This window comes from Pseudomonas sp. FG6, from assembly GCF_057809015.1.
In genome coordinates this window covers 83,843-99,338 of record NZ_JBMDJD010000010.1, presented here as the reverse complement: position 1 = coordinate 99,338, position 15,496 = coordinate 83,843, and the positions used below count along the sequence as shown (strand labels likewise).

The 15,496-nt window shown below is 60.3% G+C and carries 16 protein-coding genes and 1 tRNA gene; 4 read left to right on the top strand and 13 right to left on the bottom strand.

Going from position 1 to position 15,496, the window contains the following annotated elements; all coding sequences use genetic code 11:
• Window positions 1–29: 29 nt before the first annotated feature.
• The 7 genes from ACODSJ_RS08975 to dapA all read right to left on the bottom strand — a co-directional run bounded on the left by ACODSJ_RS08975 (window position 30) and on the right by dapA (window position 4,764).
• A complete protein-coding gene (locus ACODSJ_RS08975; RefSeq protein ID WP_489101379.1) occupies window positions 30–539 on the bottom strand; it encodes a type II toxin-antitoxin system YhaV family toxin in 510 nt (169 codons plus the stop codon).
• Window positions 540–541: 2 nt separating this feature from the next.
• Window positions 542–742 (bottom strand): hypothetical protein, encoded by a 201-nt coding sequence (locus ACODSJ_RS08970; protein ID WP_489101378.1) that lies wholly within the window; start codon window positions 740–742, stop codon window positions 542–544.
• 331 nt (window positions 743–1,073) lie between these two features.
• Window positions 1,074–1,163: transfer RNA gene (locus ACODSJ_RS08965), tRNA-Ser, on the bottom strand.
• A gap of 83 nt (window positions 1,164–1,246) precedes the next feature.
• Window positions 1,247–1,960, bottom strand: coding sequence for a phosphoribosylaminoimidazolesuccinocarboxamide synthase (purC, locus tag ACODSJ_RS08960; RefSeq protein ID WP_489101377.1), 714 nt, complete (start codon window positions 1,958–1,960; stop codon window positions 1,247–1,249).
• Window positions 1,961–1,988: 28 nt separating this feature from the next.
• Window positions 1,989–2,747, bottom strand: coding sequence for an MBL fold metallo-hydrolase (locus ACODSJ_RS08955; RefSeq protein ID WP_489101376.1), 759 nt, complete (start codon window positions 2,745–2,747; stop codon window positions 1,989–1,991).
• 4 nt (window positions 2,748–2,751) lie between these two features.
• Window positions 2,752–3,867 carry an NlpB/DapX family lipoprotein gene (bamC, locus tag ACODSJ_RS08950; protein ID WP_489101375.1) on the bottom strand — a complete coding sequence of 372 codons (1,116 nt, stop codon included), beginning with the start codon at window positions 3,865–3,867 and terminating at the stop codon, window positions 2,752–2,754.
• A gap of 18 nt (window positions 3,868–3,885) precedes the next feature.
• On the bottom strand, window positions 3,886–4,764 hold the full coding sequence (gene dapA / locus ACODSJ_RS08945; RefSeq protein WP_489101374.1) for a 4-hydroxy-tetrahydrodipicolinate synthase: 879 nt from the start codon (window positions 4,762–4,764) through the stop codon (window positions 3,886–3,888).
• 313 nt (window positions 4,765–5,077) lie between these two features.
• Here dapA and ACODSJ_RS08940 point away from each other — a divergent pair, with 313 nt between their 5' ends.
• Together ACODSJ_RS08940 and ACODSJ_RS08935 are read left to right on the top strand one after the other, a co-directional pair.
• Window positions 5,078–5,638: a glycine cleavage system transcriptional repressor gene (locus tag ACODSJ_RS08940; RefSeq protein ID WP_489101373.1), complete on the top strand. Its 561-nt coding sequence runs from the start codon at window positions 5,078–5,080 to the stop codon at window positions 5,636–5,638.
• A 10-nt stretch (window positions 5,639–5,648) separates the two neighbouring features.
• The gene (locus tag ACODSJ_RS08935; protein WP_489101372.1) at window positions 5,649–6,122 is read left to right on the top strand and encodes a peroxiredoxin; all 474 of its coding nucleotides are present in this window, start codon (window positions 5,649–5,651) and stop codon (window positions 6,120–6,122) included.
• An 81-nt stretch (window positions 6,123–6,203) separates the two neighbouring features.
• Here the strand turns inward: ACODSJ_RS08935 and ACODSJ_RS08930 are convergent, their stop codons facing one another.
• Window positions 6,204–7,274, bottom strand: coding sequence for an AI-2E family transporter (locus tag ACODSJ_RS08930; protein ID WP_489101371.1), 1,071 nt, complete (start codon window positions 7,272–7,274; stop codon window positions 6,204–6,206).
• Between the two features lie 29 nt (window positions 7,275–7,303).
• Entirely contained in the window at window positions 7,304–7,543 is a 240-nt protein-coding gene (locus ACODSJ_RS08925) for a sulfurtransferase TusA family protein (RefSeq protein WP_260963081.1), read from the bottom strand.
• Window positions 7,544–7,784: 241 nt separating this feature from the next.
• On the opposite strand from ACODSJ_RS08925, the gene ACODSJ_RS08920 reads away from it, so the two are divergent.
• Window positions 7,785–9,218: a M48 family metalloprotease gene (locus ACODSJ_RS08920; RefSeq protein ID WP_489101370.1), complete on the top strand. Its 1,434-nt coding sequence runs from the start codon at window positions 7,785–7,787 to the stop codon at window positions 9,216–9,218.
• Between the two features lie 63 nt (window positions 9,219–9,281).
• Here ACODSJ_RS08920 and ACODSJ_RS08915 read toward each other — a convergent pair whose 3' ends face one another.
• From ACODSJ_RS08915 to rpoE, 4 genes are all read right to left on the bottom strand, one after another.
• Window positions 9,282–10,712, bottom strand: a complete 1,431-nt coding sequence (locus ACODSJ_RS08915; protein WP_489101369.1) for a DegQ family serine endoprotease — start codon at window positions 10,710–10,712, stop codon at window positions 9,282–9,284.
• A 230-nt stretch (window positions 10,713–10,942) separates the two neighbouring features.
• Window positions 10,943–11,890 carry a MucB/RseB C-terminal domain-containing protein gene (locus ACODSJ_RS08910; protein ID WP_489101368.1) on the bottom strand — a complete coding sequence of 316 codons (948 nt, stop codon included), beginning with the start codon at window positions 11,888–11,890 and terminating at the stop codon, window positions 10,943–10,945.
• Between the two features lie 10 nt (window positions 11,891–11,900).
• The gene (locus tag ACODSJ_RS08905) at window positions 11,901–12,488 is read right to left on the bottom strand and encodes a sigma-E factor negative regulatory protein (protein WP_489101367.1); all 588 of its coding nucleotides are present in this window, start codon (window positions 12,486–12,488) and stop codon (window positions 11,901–11,903) included.
• A 31-nt stretch (window positions 12,489–12,519) separates the two neighbouring features.
• A complete protein-coding gene (gene rpoE / locus ACODSJ_RS08900; RefSeq protein ID WP_085585129.1) occupies window positions 12,520–13,101 on the bottom strand; it encodes an RNA polymerase sigma factor RpoE/AlgU in 582 nt (193 codons plus the stop codon).
• Between the two features lie 559 nt (window positions 13,102–13,660).
• Between rpoE and nadB the strand changes: the two genes are divergently transcribed.
• Window positions 13,661–15,265 carry an L-aspartate oxidase gene (gene nadB, locus ACODSJ_RS08895; protein ID WP_489101366.1) on the top strand — a complete coding sequence of 535 codons (1,605 nt, stop codon included), beginning with the start codon at window positions 13,661–13,663 and terminating at the stop codon, window positions 15,263–15,265.
• Window positions 15,266–15,496 lie beyond the last annotated feature (231 nt).

The window sequence follows — 15,496 nt, the reverse complement described above, 5'->3', positions numbered from 1 at the left end:
GAAACGAGCATGGTTGGAAGCAGACTGATCTAGTCTTCTTTCGTTCCTGTCGTAGAGCTTCCATATTCCAAGACAGCACAAGCCGCGATCAAGTCGGTGTAAGTGTTCGGCATTTTTCCGTTTTGAAGCATTGCGGTAAAAACTGCATAGACATCGCTTTTGTCGCCATCCTTCCTCAATGTCTTCTCATCGTTGAGCCATGCATAGATGATGGTCTTCGGGGCCTCGGACCTGAACTGAAAAAACAGGCGATACCGTGGCGGCATCCCTTGCTTCTTTACTCGGAACCAATGCTTGAAGTCACGCCCCAACGTTTTCCCCTGGCGATAGCAGGTATGGGCCGGGTCCGATGGAACATTTATCAGGATGTTCTCGCTCATTGCGTCGAAAAGCTTATAAGTCGGATGATGATGAAAGCCGTCCGGATCATTAGCCACCAGCCTCTCAACGGTGGTGGTGATTTCTTCGAGGCGCGCAATGAACAACGGGTGGGCATAAAGTGCCCACCCGTTTTCGATATGGATCGTGCTTTCAGTCACGCTTAGCCTTCTTGAAGCTCGCGACGACGATTGTCGTCTGCCTGCTTGCGAACAGCTTGAATCCGCTGCAATAGGCCACGAGGGATAGGCTGGACATCCTCAGGATTTTCCCTGATATCCCTATCGAGCAAATCAAGGAACTCGATGCCGGCCTGAATCTCGGCCTTTTTTTCGGTAAACGAGACGACATTGCCTTTAGACATGACTTCTCTCCAACACAATTTTTTCCTGCAATGTCAGCAGGACATGGCCTGAAGGCCTCATGGTGAGCGTGGCCTATAGGAATCCCAGCGTCCTTTGTAGGATCACTGTAGATCACTTGGGTTCACGAGGAGAGCATTTAACACCATCAAAACCGGATAAAGAAAGCTCGATCATGTAACAAAGAGCAATGTCTGTACCGATGAAGGTGTCACACAAGCGTGCGCGCCCTGCTGAGGTCAGCTAACGGCGAGACCTTCCACAAGACTGCGTCTACGTGGGACGCACAACCAAAAAGCCCCTGAAACCTAAGGTTTCAGGGGCTTCTATATATGGCGGAGAGATAGGGATTTGAACCCTAGGTACTGTCGCCAGTACAACGGATTTCGAATCCGTCCCGTTCGGCCACTCCGGCATCTCTCCAGTGGCGCGCATCATACCAGCACATTCGCCGGAAGCGAACCCCCGAGCGAAAATTTTTCTGTGCTATCAGATGTTTGCGTCGATTACAGCGGCACACCCAGACGCTGGGCGACTTCTTCGTAGGCTTCGATGACGCCACCGAGGCCTTGGCGGAAGCGGTCCTTGTCCATCTTCTTCTTGGTGTCCTTGTCCCACAGGCGGCAGCCGTCAGGGCTGAACTCGTCGCCCAGGACGATGGAGCCGTCGCTGAACACGCCGAATTCAAGCTTGAAGTCCACCAGCAGCAGGCCGGCGTCGTCGAACAGCTTGCTCAGCACGTCGTTGACCTTGAGGGACAACTCCTTCATGCGCGCCAGTTGCTCGGCGGTGCCCCAACCGAACGCCACGACGTGGGATTCGTTGATGAACGGGTCGCCCTTGGCGTCGTCCTTCAGGAACAGTTCGAAGGTGTAGGGGTTGAGCTTCATGCCCTCTTCCACGCCCAGGCGCTTGACCAGGCTGCCGGCGGCGTAGTTACGCACGACGCACTCGACCGGGATCATGTCCAGCTTCTTGACCAGGCATTCGTTGTCGCCCAGCAGCTTGTCGAACTGGGTCGGCACGCCGGCGGCTTCGAGTTTCTGCATGATGAAGGCGTTGAACTTGTTGTTCACCATGCCCTTGCGGTCCAGTTGTTCGATGCGCTTGCCGTCGAACGCCGAAGTGTCGTTGCGAAACAGCAGGATCAAGCGGTCGGCGTCGTCGGTCTTGTAAACCGACTTGGCTTTGCCGCGGTAGAGTTCTTCACGTTTTTCCATGATGGGCTCCGCTTGCTAAGTAGATGGGCTAGGCGATGTGTCGCCAGTCGAGCCCTGAATCTTGATCGGCCAGTTGCAGCCAGTCCGGGTCGCACCCAAGGGTGTCGACAAAACATTGCCGGGCCAGCTGCGGCAGGTTGTTCTTGCTGCTCAGATGGGCCAGGACGAGGTGTTGCAAGCCTTGCCAGCCCAACTCGGCCACCAGGAATGCCGCCTGGTGGTTGTTCAAATGTCCATGTTCCCCGCCGACCCGCTGCTTGAGGAAATACGGATAGTACCCTCGCGCCAACATGTCGCGGCAATGGTTGGACTCGATCATCAACGCATCGAGGTCCCGGTAACTGTCCATGACCCTGTCACAATAGGAGCCCAGGTCGGTCAGCAAGCCGAAGCGTCGCTCCCCGTCGCTGAACACGTATTGCGTGGGTTCGCGGGCATCGTGTGCCACGCTGACCACACTGATGTCCAGGGCACCAATGCGCAACTGCTCGCCACCGGCAACGAAGCCAGCCGGCTCGATGGGCTTGCGCAGGCCGCCCAGCGTTCCACGGCTGAGGTACACCGGCAGATTGTAGCGCCGAGACAGCAAACCCACGCCATGCACGTGGTCGGCATGTTCGTGGGTTACCAGTATCGCGCTCAGTTGCGCCGGATGCACACCCAGGCGCAACAGGCGCTTCTCGGTTTCCCGCAGGGAGAAACCACAATCGACCAGCACATAGGTATCGGCACTGGCTACCAGCGTGCCGTTTCCCTGGCTACCGCTGCCGAGAACGGCAAAACGCATCGGATCAGCCCAGGTTGTCCTGAATCACGCTCAACACCTTGCGGGCCACATCGGCCGGCGCCACGGTGTTGATGTTCTTCTCGACGGTTACCTGAACGCTGTCGCCCACCTTGCTCAGGCGAACCTGATAACGCTCGGCACGGGCTTCGATTTCTTCCTTGTCGGGCTTGCCACCGAACAGGCTGCTGAAGAAACCTGGCTTCTCGTCTTTCTTCTCGGCTTTTTCAGCGAGGTTGATGTAGTACAGGCCCAGGCTGCGGTTGATGTCTTCAACTCGCCATTCGCCCTGCTCCAGCGCTCGGCCCACACTCGACCAGGCACGGTCCAGGTCGGAGCCGACGTTGAGCACCGGGTTGCCGCTGCCGTCTTCGCTCAGGCTGACGCGGCTCGGCGCATCGAAGTCCCGGGTAGCCAGCATCGAGACCGAACCGCCCTGCTCTGCGGTGCGGCTCATGCTGGCAAGCATGTCGTCCACCAGTGCCGCGTCGAGGCCGGTATTGACCGAACGATTGGTGAACGCCACGTCGGCAGTGCTGCCAGCGGGACGCTCGGCGCTGACCACATAGATTTCACTGGTGTTGCGCTGCACGCCCGGCTCGATGCGCACCCGCACGCGGGTTTCGCTGTCGGCGGCGACACCGGCGGCGCTCAGGCGCTTGCCCATGGAGGCGGACAGTTCATCGGAGCGCTGCCAGGTGGTGCTGAATTCGCCGGTTTGCGGGCGCTGCTCGTCCAGGCGGAAACCGTTGTCCTGGAAGAACTGGATCGCCACAGGCCAGACTTCGGCCGGCGGATGCTGGGCCATGACCCAGCTCGAATCGCCACTCTTTTGCAGCGTGTAGTCGCTGGCGTCGGCGATTGCCGACAGCGGTTGCGGACGCGGCACGACGTATTCGCCCTTGGCGGTGTCGTCAGCCACGTTGCGCGGGATCGGCAGCAGCGGGTCCAGGCGCTTGGAGACGTTGACGTCTTGCGGCAGTTGCATCGGTGCAGTCTGTTGCGCTTGCAGGTAGTCGCTACCACGGTCGCGGAAGTAACCCTCCGGCCCCCAGATCCATCCGCAGCCGCTGGTGCTGGAGATGATCAAGGCAAGTGCGGAAAGTCCGGCCATTCGCTTCATGCGTTGTACTTCCTCGAATTAAACCAGGACGCCGGACTGGCGCATGGCCTGCCGCAGCGGTTCATGACAGGCCTTGCTCAACCAGGTGAGCGGCAGGCGGATACCTGGGTGCATCAGGCCCATCTCGACCAAAGCCCACTTCACCGGAATCGGGTTGGCTTCGATGAACAGGTCCTTGTGCAGCGGCATCAGTTTTTCGTTGATGGCCCGTGCGGTTTCGGCGTCGCCCCGCAGCGCAGCCTCGCACAGGTCGGCCATTTCGCGCGGAGCGACGTTGGCGGTAACGGAAATGTTGCCCTTGCCACCCAGCAGGATCAGCTCGACCGCCGTCGGATCATCGCCGGACAGCACGATGAAGTCCTTGCTCACGCCATCGAGGATGGCCTTGGCGCGCTTGAGGTCACCAGTGGCTTCCTTGATACCAATGATGTTCGGCACGGTGGACAGGCGGATCACGGTCTCGGCCTGCATGTCGCAGGAGGTACGGCCGGGAACGTTGTAGAGGATCTGCGGGATGTCGACCGCTTCGGCAATGTGCTTGAAGTGCTGGTACAAGCCTTCCTGGGTCGGCTTGTTGTAGTACGGAACGACCAGCAGGCAGGCGTCGGCACCGGCTTCCTTGGCATTGCGGGTCAGCTCGACGGCTTCGCGGGTCGAGTTGGCGCCCGTACCGGCGATGACCGGAATGCGACCGTTGACCTGCTTGACTACGGCCCGGATGACTTCGATGTGCTCATTGACATCGAGGGTCGCCGACTCGCCCGTGGTGCCAACGGCAACAATGGCGTGGGTGCCGTTCTCAAGGTGGAAGTCCACGAGTTTGCTGAGGCTGGCCCAGTCAAGATGCCCTTGTGCATCCATGGGTGTGACCAGTGCCACCATACTGCCCGCAATCATGAAACCGCTCCTGCCGGAAAAAGAGAGCGGTAATGGTACTGGCGCCAAGATGCTTGTACAAGCGAACTACCATTCCCCTTGGCGATGGTTTTCGCTACCCTTCAGACTTTGATCGGTACCGATAAGCTCATACGCCGGTTTCCAGCCTCCGTTTTCGTCGCCACAAGCCCCGATCCTGTGTTTGTCCGGGTGCATCCCGCTCTCCCGGAAATGCAGTGCAACCCCGGGAACAGGGCTTGAGCCGTTCGTTTCCGGGCCTGGCGCCGCGCCTTGTTGCAAAAGTGCCGACCGCTCATCGCTTTAGGAATGCTGCATGTCCACCCCCACAGTCCGCGAACAATTCCTAGTTATCAGTGCCCTTGGCGCCAACCCCATGGAGCTGACTAACGTCCTGTGCCGCGCCAGCCATGAAAACCGCTGCGCCGTCGTGACCTCACGCCTGACCCGCCATGGCGAATGCAGTGCGCTCGTACTCGAGGTCTCCGGCAGCTGGGACGCCCTGGCCCGCCTGGAAGGCAGCCTGCCGATGCTGGCCAAGAAGTACGCCTTCACCGTCAACGTGGTGCGCAGCGCCGCCCTGGAGAACCGTCCCCAGGCCCTGCCCTACGTGGCCTATGTCAGCTCGGCCTACCGTCCTGACATCATCAACGAGCTGTGCCAGTTCTTCATGGACCACCACGTCGAGCTGGAAAACCTGACCTGCGACACCTACCAGGCTCCGCAGACCGGCGGCACCATGCTCAACGCCACCTTCACCGTGACGCTGCCGGCCGGCACCCAGATCAGTTGGCTGCGCGATCAGTTCCTGGACTTCGCCGATGCGATGAACCTGGATGCCCTGATCGAACCGTGGCGTCCACAGAACCCAATGTAAGGAAGCGCTCATGGCCGTTGCCGTCGACCAACCGGTTACCGATTTCCAGGCGCCCGCCACCAGCGGGCAGACCGTCAGCCTCGCCGCCCTCAAGGGCAAGCAGGTGGTGATCTACTTCTACCCCAAGGACAGCACCCCCGGCTGCACCACCGAAGGCCAGGGTTTCCGTGACCAGTACGCGCAGTTCCAGGCCGCCAACACCGAAGTGTTCGGCGTCTCCCGGGACAGCCTCAAGTCCCACGAGAACTTCAAGTGCAAGCAGGCGTTCCCGTTCGAGCTGATCAGCGACAAGGACGAGGCCGTCTGCCAGCTGTTCGACGTGATCAAGCTGAAAAAGCTCTATGGCAAGGAATACCTGGGCGTAGACCGCAGCACGTTCCTGATCGACAAGGACGGTGTGCTGCGCCAGGAATGGCGCGGCGTGAAGGTGCCGGGGCATGTGGAGGCGGTGTTGGCAGCGGCCCAGGCGCTCAACAAGGCCTGAGGTTCTGGGTGCATTAGCGGACGCCTTCGCGAGCAAGTCGGATCGCGAAGGCGTCAGCTTCACAAAGCAACCAAGCCCGCCTCACAACAACGGCGCCACAATCGGCTCCTTGCTCGGCCACGCATCCAGCACCGCCTTGATCAATGTCGCCAGGGGAATCGCAAAGAACACCCCCCAGAAGCCCCACAACCCGCCAAACAACAACACCGCACAGATAATCGCCACCGGGTGCAGGTTCACCGCCTCGGAGAACAGCAACGGCACCAGCACGTTGCCATCGAGCGTCTGGATGATCCCGTAGACCGCCATCAGGTAAATGAACTGATCGCTCCAGCCCCACTGGAACAGAGCGATCAGCGCCACCGGCACGGTTACCACCACGGTGCCGACATAAGGCACCACCACCGAAACGCCCACCAGCAACGCCAGCAGCGCGGCATAATTGAGCCCCAGGGCCACGAAGCCGATATACGTCACGCCACCGCAAATGAAAATCTCGATGACCTTGCCGCGAATGTAATTGGCGATCTGCCGGTTCATCTCCTGGGCCACCCGGGTGATCAGCGTCCGCTCACGAGGCAGATAGCCACTCACCCAGCGCCCGATCATTTCCCGGTCCTTGAGGAAAAAGAACACCAGGATCGGCACCAGCACCAGGTAGATCATCATGTTGACCAACAGCGGCAGGCTGGACAGCGAAAACGTCAACGCCCACTGGCCGAACTTGCCGATCTGGCCGCGCACCACTTCGATGGTCTGCAGCACCTGTTCGTCGGACACCAGGTGCGGATAACGCTCCGGCAAAAGCAGCAACAGGGACTGCCATTTGGCGAGCATCCCGGGCAATTCGTTGAACAACGTCACCAACTGGTGCCAGAGCAGCGGCACGAGCACCACGATGAACACCACCAACAAGCCCATGAACAGCGCGAACACCAACCCCACCGCCACGGTGCCCGGCAGCCGCAGGCGCTCCAGCGTCGTGACCAGCCCTTGCATCAGGTACGCCAGCACCATGCCCGCCAGCACCGGTGCCAACATGCCACCCAAGGTGAGCACGGCGGTAAACGCCAGGAACAACAGCACTGCCAGCACCACCGCCTCTTCATCGGAGAAGTAGCGCTGGATCCAGTCGCGTAACACTTTGAACATTAAAAATCCTTAAGGGGAGCCGTCGGTGATCAGGCTTTTTTCAACCAATAGCGATAGACGCCGTTATCGTCTTCTTCAAGCAGCAGCGTATGACCGGCCAATCGGGCGAAGGTGCGGAAGTCGCGCTGGGAACCCGCATCCGTGGCGGTCACCTTGAGCACAGCGCCGCTGGCCAGGCGGTTGAGTTCCAGCTTGGCCTTGAGCAACGGCAATGGACAGTTCAGGCCGCTGGCGTCCAGCTCGGCATCGTGGGCTACAGCATCGGACATCGGTTCACTCCGCGACAGGTGGTTGAGCGCCTTAGGGTTTGCACGAAAAGTCGCCGAGCGGCGATCAGGCAAGGCGAAAACAGGCGAGCAAGCGCAGTTTACTTTAGTAAATGAGCATTCCGAGCCTGTTTTCAGCGCAGCATGATCGTCGCGCAGGCACTTTTCGTTCAAAGCCTAGAATATCTGGTCCCCGGCCTGGCGTCCGGCTACATTAGAGTCTTTGTCGACTAAGGCTTCGTGCATGACATTCCTGCGCCCTACTTTGCTGACGCTCGCCTGCCTGCTGGCCTCACCGGGCTTCGCCGACGACCTGCCGTCACTTGGCGATGCCAGCTCCGCCATTGTCTCGCCGGAACAGGAACACCAGTTGGGTCGCGCCTGGCTGGCCCTGCTGCGCAGCCAGGTCTCGCAGCTCAATGACCCACAGCTCAAGGACTACGTTGAATCCAGCGTCTACAAGCTGGTGGAAACCAGCCAGGTCAATGACCGGCGCCTGGAGTTCATCCTGATCAACAGCCCGCAGCTCAACGCTTTTGCCGCACCCGGCGGCATCGTGGGGGTCAACGGCGGCCTGTTTCTCAACGCACAGACCGAAGGCGAATACGCCTCGGTCATGGCGCACGAACTGGCGCACTTGTCGCAACGCCACTTCGCCCGCGGCGTAGAAGCCCAGCAACGCATGCAGGTGCCCATGATGGCGGCACTGCTGACCGGCATCGTGATCGCCGCGGCCGGTGGCGGTGACGCCGGGATCGCAGCCATTGCCGGGACCCAGGCCGCCGCGATCCAGGAGCAACGACGCTTCTCTCGCCAGAACGAACAGGAAGCCGACCGTATCGGCATCCAGAACCTGGAAAAGGCCGGCTACGACCCGCGCTCCATGCCGACCATGTTCGAACGCCTGATGCGCCAATACCGCTTCGACGCCAGGCCACCCGAATTCCTGCTGACCCACCCGGTCACGGAATCGCGGATCGCCGACACCCGCAACCGCGCCGAACAGGCCAAGCCGGGCGGCATCGAGGACAGCATGCGCTATCAACTGATTCGCGCACGCGTCCAGTTGACCTACGAAGAAACGCCCGGCCTGGGCGCCAAGCGCTTCCGGGCGCAATTGGATGAGAACCCGAAGAACGACGTGGCCCGCTATGGCCTGGCAATCGCCCAGATCAAGGGCGGCCAGTTAAATGAGGCGCGCGAGAACCTCAAGCCGCTGCTGGCCAAATCGCCCAACGAAATCATCTACAACCTGGCCCAGGTGGACCTGGACATCACCAGCAACAAGCTGGCCGACGCTCAATCGCGCGTGGACCGGATGTTGGGCCAATACCCGGGCAACTATCCACTCAACCAGGTGCGCGTCGACCTGCTGCTCAAGCAGAACCGCGCCGCCGACGCCGAGAAGGCCCTGGAAACCCTGCTCAAGAGCCGTCCGGACGATCCGGATGTCTGGTACATGGTGGCCGAGACCCGCGGCTTGTCAGGCAACATCATCGGCCTGCACCAAGCCCGGGCCGAGTACTTCGCGCTGGTGGGCGATTATCGCCAGGCCATCCAGCAACTGGACTTCGCCAAACGCCGCGCCGGCACTAACTTCCCCTTGTCGTCACGCATCGACGCACGGCAACGAGAGCTCATGGAACAGGAGCGCATGGTCAAGGACATGATGGGCTGAGTAATCGCCAGGTAATAAAAAACCGCCTCTTTCGAGGCGGTTTTTCGTGGAGCCACTAACCGGTCATTCGGCCAGCTTGAAGGTGATGAAGCTCGCTCGCCCTTGGCGCAGGACCCGCATCGACACCGAGCGATTCTTCGGCAGTGCCTTGGCGATGTCGGTGAACTCCTTGGCCGAACCAATGGCCTGGTTGTTCAAGTGGGTGATGATGTCGCCTGGTTGCAGACCGATCAGGGCGGCAGGACCGTCCTGCACCTCCTTGATCACCACGCCGCCTTGCAGTTCCAGGGTGCGCTTCTGTTCTTCGGTCAGTTCGACCACCGCCACACCGAGGCGATTGCTGCTGCGCTCGACGCCGGATTTAGGCAGCGAATCCAGCTCCTTGCCTTCTTCAGGGATGGCGCCAACAGTCAGCTCGACGTTCTTGCGCTTGCCTTCGCGGATCACTTCCAGGTTGGCCTTGGCGCCCGCCTTGAGGGCACCGACCAGGTGCGGCAGGTCGGCAGACATGACGATCGGCTGGCCATTGAGGCTCAGGATCACATCACCCACTTGCAGGCCGCCCTTGGCAGCCGGGCCACCGTCCTGGATCTGTGCCACCAGCGCACCGGCCGGTTTTTCCAGCCCGAACGACTCGGCCAGGTCCTTGTTCACTTCCTGGATCACGACGCCCAACCAGCCGCGGCTGACCTTGCCTTCGCTTTTCAGTTGGTTGGACACGTCCATTGCCACGTCGATCGGGATCGCGAAGGACACACCCATGAAGCCGCCCGAGCGGGTGTAGATCTGGGAGTTGATGCCCACCACTTCACCGGCGAGGTTGAACAGCGGGCCACCGGAGTTACCCGGGTTGATCGGCACGTCGGTCTGGATGAACGGAACGTAGTTTTCGTTCGGCAGGCTACGGCCGATGGCGCTGACAATGCCTTGGGTCACGGTATGGTCAAAGCCGAACGGCGAACCGATGGCGACCACCCACTGGCCGGCTTTCAGGTCTTGGGACTTGCCCAGCTTGAGCACTGGCAGGTCCTTGCCATCGATTTTCAACAGGGCCACGTCGGAGCGCGGGTCGGTGCCGATCAGCTTGGCCTTGAGCTCACTGCGGTCGGCCAGGCGAACCAGGATTTCGTCGGCGTCAGCGATCACGTGGTTGTTGGTCAGGATGTACCCGTCAGGCGAGATAATGAAGCCCGACCCCAAGGATTGCGCTTCGCGCTGACGACCACCACCGGGCGAACGCGGCTGCTGCGGCATCCCACGCTCGAAGAACTCGCGCAGCATCGGCGGCAAGCCTTCGAGGTCGGGCATCTGCTGGTCCGACACACGGCGATCCGGCAGCTTCTGGGTCGTACTGATGTTCACCACGGCGGGCGACGCCTGCTCGACCAGCTGCGTAAAGTCAGGCAACTCGACCGCCATCGCAGGCACGGCCTGACCGAGCACTAGCACAGTGGCAAAGATGGAGAGATAGGTTTTCAAGCGTGGTATCGACATACGGCTCCCGTTACGACGAGCAGGGTTAAGCGATATGGACCAAGAAATACCGAGAAACGATACGCCGGTATTTTTGTTCCGGGAACAGACTAGGCCAGGGCCGAGCGGCTCTGAGCTATAGAAAAAAAGCCGATTTTTTGCAAATGAAAATGCTGTCAGAAAGTTTCGGCATTTCGATCAGGCCCTGATGCCAGCTGCCTTCGACCCAATCGAATGCCCCCGGCGACCCATTACTGAGTCGCCGTGACGTCGGAACGCATGGAGAGTGCAATCCGCTCCGCGGTGCCGATGGGAATCTCGCCAACCACCGTGACCATCATCTCGCCCTGGGGCGTCGTCAGTCGACGGGACACCGCCGCCGTCGGGCCGAGCTGGGTACGAGTGTCGCTGGCGGTCGCACCGTTCAGCGGCTCCAGGAAAACCGAGAAGCGTGCCAGGCCATCGTCGTACATGAGGCTATTGACCTCGACCTTGGAGTCCGGATCCTTGCGCACGGCGCTACCGATCAGTTCAAAGCCCGGCGGCAGCCAGTCCGAGTGCCAGGCCGCTTTCGCCGTGGCGGCCTTGATGGAATCCGGCGCGACCACCTTGCATTCGGCGCTGGCCTGCAGATCGTCATCCGTCGGGGCCGCGATATTCAAGCGGGTGAACTGGAATCGCTCCAGCAACTGGCCTTTGTCATTGAGCAACAGGGACTTGAGCGGCAGGCCGGTTTCCTTGTCCACATGCAGCTCGAAGCCATAGCGATGCTGGTCCTTGGGGGTCAGGGCAACGATAACCGCTTGACGCCCGGCCACACGCGACTTGCCAATGACGCCAAGGTCATACCAATTCTTGAGTTTTTGGGGATCGAGGGTGCGGGTACTTGCGTCGGGCGTGTTGCCCAGTCCCGCAATCAGGGAGCCGCTGACGCATTGAGTATGCCCATCAATGCGCAGGACTTCCTGTGCCGAGCCATCGAGCTGGAGTAACCGCTCGCGGACCTTGCCATCCTGGACGCGATGCCAGATGTTATGGGTAGAGAAACTACCGTTGCGCTCGTAAACGAAAGTGCCTTGAAAGCTCTGCTGTTGCTCGGCCTGGCCCAGACGGTTCAACCAGTCCTGAGCCTCATCGGCATAGGCTGGGATCGCAAACCAGCCACCCAGCAACAGCGTAAATAGAGGTATGGCGCGCAAGGGTCCTTCCTTAACGGTTTTCCAGACTGGCCGCACGGGCGTAAGGCAGTGCGCTTTCAGTACCTTTCAAGGCAGCTTGTTGGGCATGCTGGCGCAGGTAGTTGGGCAGACGCTGGTCGTGCCAGCCTGGCTGGCCTTGCAGAACGCCGTTGACCATAGGGCCTGCGGTTTCCGAACCTTCGCTGTAACCCGCCAGTACCGCCGGGCCCTTGACCTGCGGAGCGGCCAGGCTTGGCTGGTTGGACTGCTGCGCTAATTGCACGCCGGCAATCTCATCCTGGTTGTACAAACGCACACCGGCCAGCACGGCGACGGTGACCGAAGCGGCCACTGCCAGGCGACCGAGGTTGCGCCATGCACTGCGGGACACCTTCACCGGAGCCGCTTCGTCAGCCAATGCAGCAGAAACAGCCGCAGCGATGTCCAAGCGCGGAAGCAACAGGTCCTTGTGCATAACCGCCCGGGCAATCTGGTAACGAGCCCAGGTCTCGCGGGTTTCAACATCGTCGAAGGCATTGAGCACCCGACGCAATTCCAATTCGTCCGCTTCGTTATCCATCACTGCGGACAGCGATTCCTGCAGGGCTTCACGACTCATGGCGTTCCTCTCTTGGCTATCGCCGCTGTCTTTAGTTTTCCTGCAACAACGGTTGCAGGGCTTTGTCGATGGCCTCCCGAGCGCGGAAGATCCGGGAGCGCACGGTACCCACCGGACATTGCATGACGCTCGCAATGTCCTCGTAACTCAGACCGTCGAACTCACGTAAAGTTAAAGCCGTACGCAAATCTTCAGGCAATTGCTGGATGGTGCGATGGACAGTGCCTTCGATCTCATCCCGCAGCAATGCGCGTTCCGGTGACTCGAGGTCCTTGAGGCCATGATCGCCATCGTAGAACTCTGCATCCTCCGAACTCACATCGCTATCCGGCGGCCGGCGGCCGCGTGAAACCAGATAATTTTTCGCCGTGTTAATGGCGATGCGGTAAAGCCACGTGTAAAACGCGCTGTCCCCGCGAAAATTCCCCAGTGCCCGGAATGCCTTGATGAAGGCTTCCTGAGCAACATCCTGGGCTTCATGGGTGTCGTGCACGAAACGCACGATCAACCCGAGAATTTTGTGCTGGTATTTCAGCACTAGCAGATCGAACGCTCGCTTATCGCCGCGCTGAACGCGCTCGACCAGCTGCTGATCCTCTTCCTGGGTTAGCATGAACACTCCTCGATAAGCTCGAAGGAGGCTTGCAGTACTAAACGACCGGGCTTGCAAACATAGACTCGGGCTTTTCGCAAAAGTTCTCCCCCTTTCAAGCAAGTTTCCGGCGCGCGCTGATCCTGGCACGCACGAAAAACGCAGCACGAGATTCCCCGGCCGCGCGAATAATCTGTCACCGGGCCTGCGGGCAGATTTCCAACGGAAATCCTGCACCAACCCGACTCTGCTCCCTTCTGCAGACAACCGTCTATTGAACCTAGGCGCTTGGCAAAAGTTCCCGCCACTTGCAGCTCTTCGAAACGAATATTGAGCAACCGTGACGAGATACACAGTCTTTTGTCTTCGAAACGACCGCCTCATCGCCTATCCGACAAAATCGTGATCCGACGAAGCGTCCCGCTTTTTCTGTCACGTGGGTTTCACATTGCCATGAACGCCCGGCTATTGTGCCGCTCCCCCCCTCTATATACTAGTGGGCTGCATGGCTGTGTGCCCCGTTGAAACGGTGATCACGCGCCAACCCCGACCCGGGTCGCCTTGAGCGGAAACTATTCGAATGAGCCAACAGTTCCAACACGATGTTCTGGTCATCGGCAGCGGCGCCGCCGGACTGAGTCTTGCCCTGACCTTGCCGGAGCACCTGCGCATTGCCGTTTTGAGCAAGGGTGACCTCGCCAACGGTTCGACTTTCTGGGCCCAGGGCGGCGTGGCGGCCGTTCTGGACGACACCGACACCATTGAATCCCATGTCGAAGACACCCTCAATGCCGGCGGTGGCTTGTGCGATCAGCAAGCGGTGCGCTTCACCGTCGAGCACAGCCGGGAGGCCATCCAGTGGCTGATCGACCAGGGCGTACCGTTTACCCGTGACGAGCAATCCGCAACGGAAGACGGCGGCTTCGAGTTTCACCTGACCCGCGAAGGCGGCCATAGCCATCGGCGCATCATCCACGCCGCCGATGCCACTGGCGCGGCGATATTCAAGACGTTGCTGGCCCAGGCCCGCAAGCGCCCCAACATCGAGCTGCTGGAACAGCGCGTCGCCATCGACCTGATCACCGAAAAACGCCTGGGCCTGGACGGCGATCGCTGCCTTGGCGCCTACGTGCTCAACCGCAGCACCGGCGAGGTCGACACCTACGGCGCACGCTTCGTGATCCTGGCTTCCGGGGGGGCTGCGAAAGTCTACCTTTATACCAGTAACCCCGACGGCGCCTGCGGCGACGGCATCGCCATGGCCTGGCGGTCTGGCTGCCGGGTGGCCAACCTCGAATTCAATCAGTTCCACCCCACCTGTCTCTACCATCCCCAGGCCAAGAGTTTCCTGGTGACCGAGGCCCTGCGCGGCGAGGGCGCCCACCTCAAGCTCCCCAACGGCGAACGTTTCATGCCGCGCTTCGACCCGCGGGCGGAGCTGGCGCCGCGAGACATCGTCGCCCGGGCCATCGACCATGAAATGAAACGCCTGGGCATCGATTGCGTGTACCTGGACATCAGCCACAAGCCAGCGGCCTTCATCAAGACCCATTTCCCGACGGTGTACGAACGCTGCCTGGAATTTTCCATCGACATTACCCAAGAGCCGATTCCGGTGGTGCCAGCAGCGCATTACACCTGCGGCGGCGTAATGGTCGACCAACAGGGTCGTACCGACGTGCCGGGCCTGTACGCGATCGGCGAAACCAGTTTCACCGGCCTGCACGGTGCCAACCGCATGGCCAGCAACTCATTGCTGGAATGTTTCGTCTATGCCCGGTCGGCGGCGGCGGACATCCTGGAGCAATTGCCGCAGGTCAGTATTCCCACCGCCCTGCCCTGCTGGGACGCCAGCCAGGTCACCGATTCGGACGAAGACGTGATCATTGCGCACAACTGGGACGAACTGCGGCGCTTCATGTGGGACTACGTCGGCATCGTGCGCACCAACAAGCGCCTGCAACGGGCCGAACACCGGGTGCGCCTGCTGCTGGATGAAATCGATGAGTTCTACAGCAACTACAAGGTCAGCCGCGACCTGATCGAGCTGCGCAACCTGGCGCAGGTGGCCGAACTGATGATCCGCTCAGCCATGGAGCGCAAGGAAAGCCGGGGCCTGCATTACACCCTCGACTATCCTGGCCTGCTGCCCGAGGCGAAGGATACGATCCTTACCCCGACCTGAAGAGGCACATTAGGAGCGCTCAGCGTAGCAGCATTTCTTACAGCATTGGAACACCTTTCTAACGGTAACGCCCATTCCAGAGGGCTTTCGGGCCCCTCATCGAGGCGGGCACAAGGGGGGGGACTCAGCCTGGGTTCCTTCTTGACATGAGGTCTCGGATTTTTGCTGTGTTTTCTCAACGATGCCTATTGAGCTGGGGTGTCGCCACCATAAAGCATACTAAATTAGTCA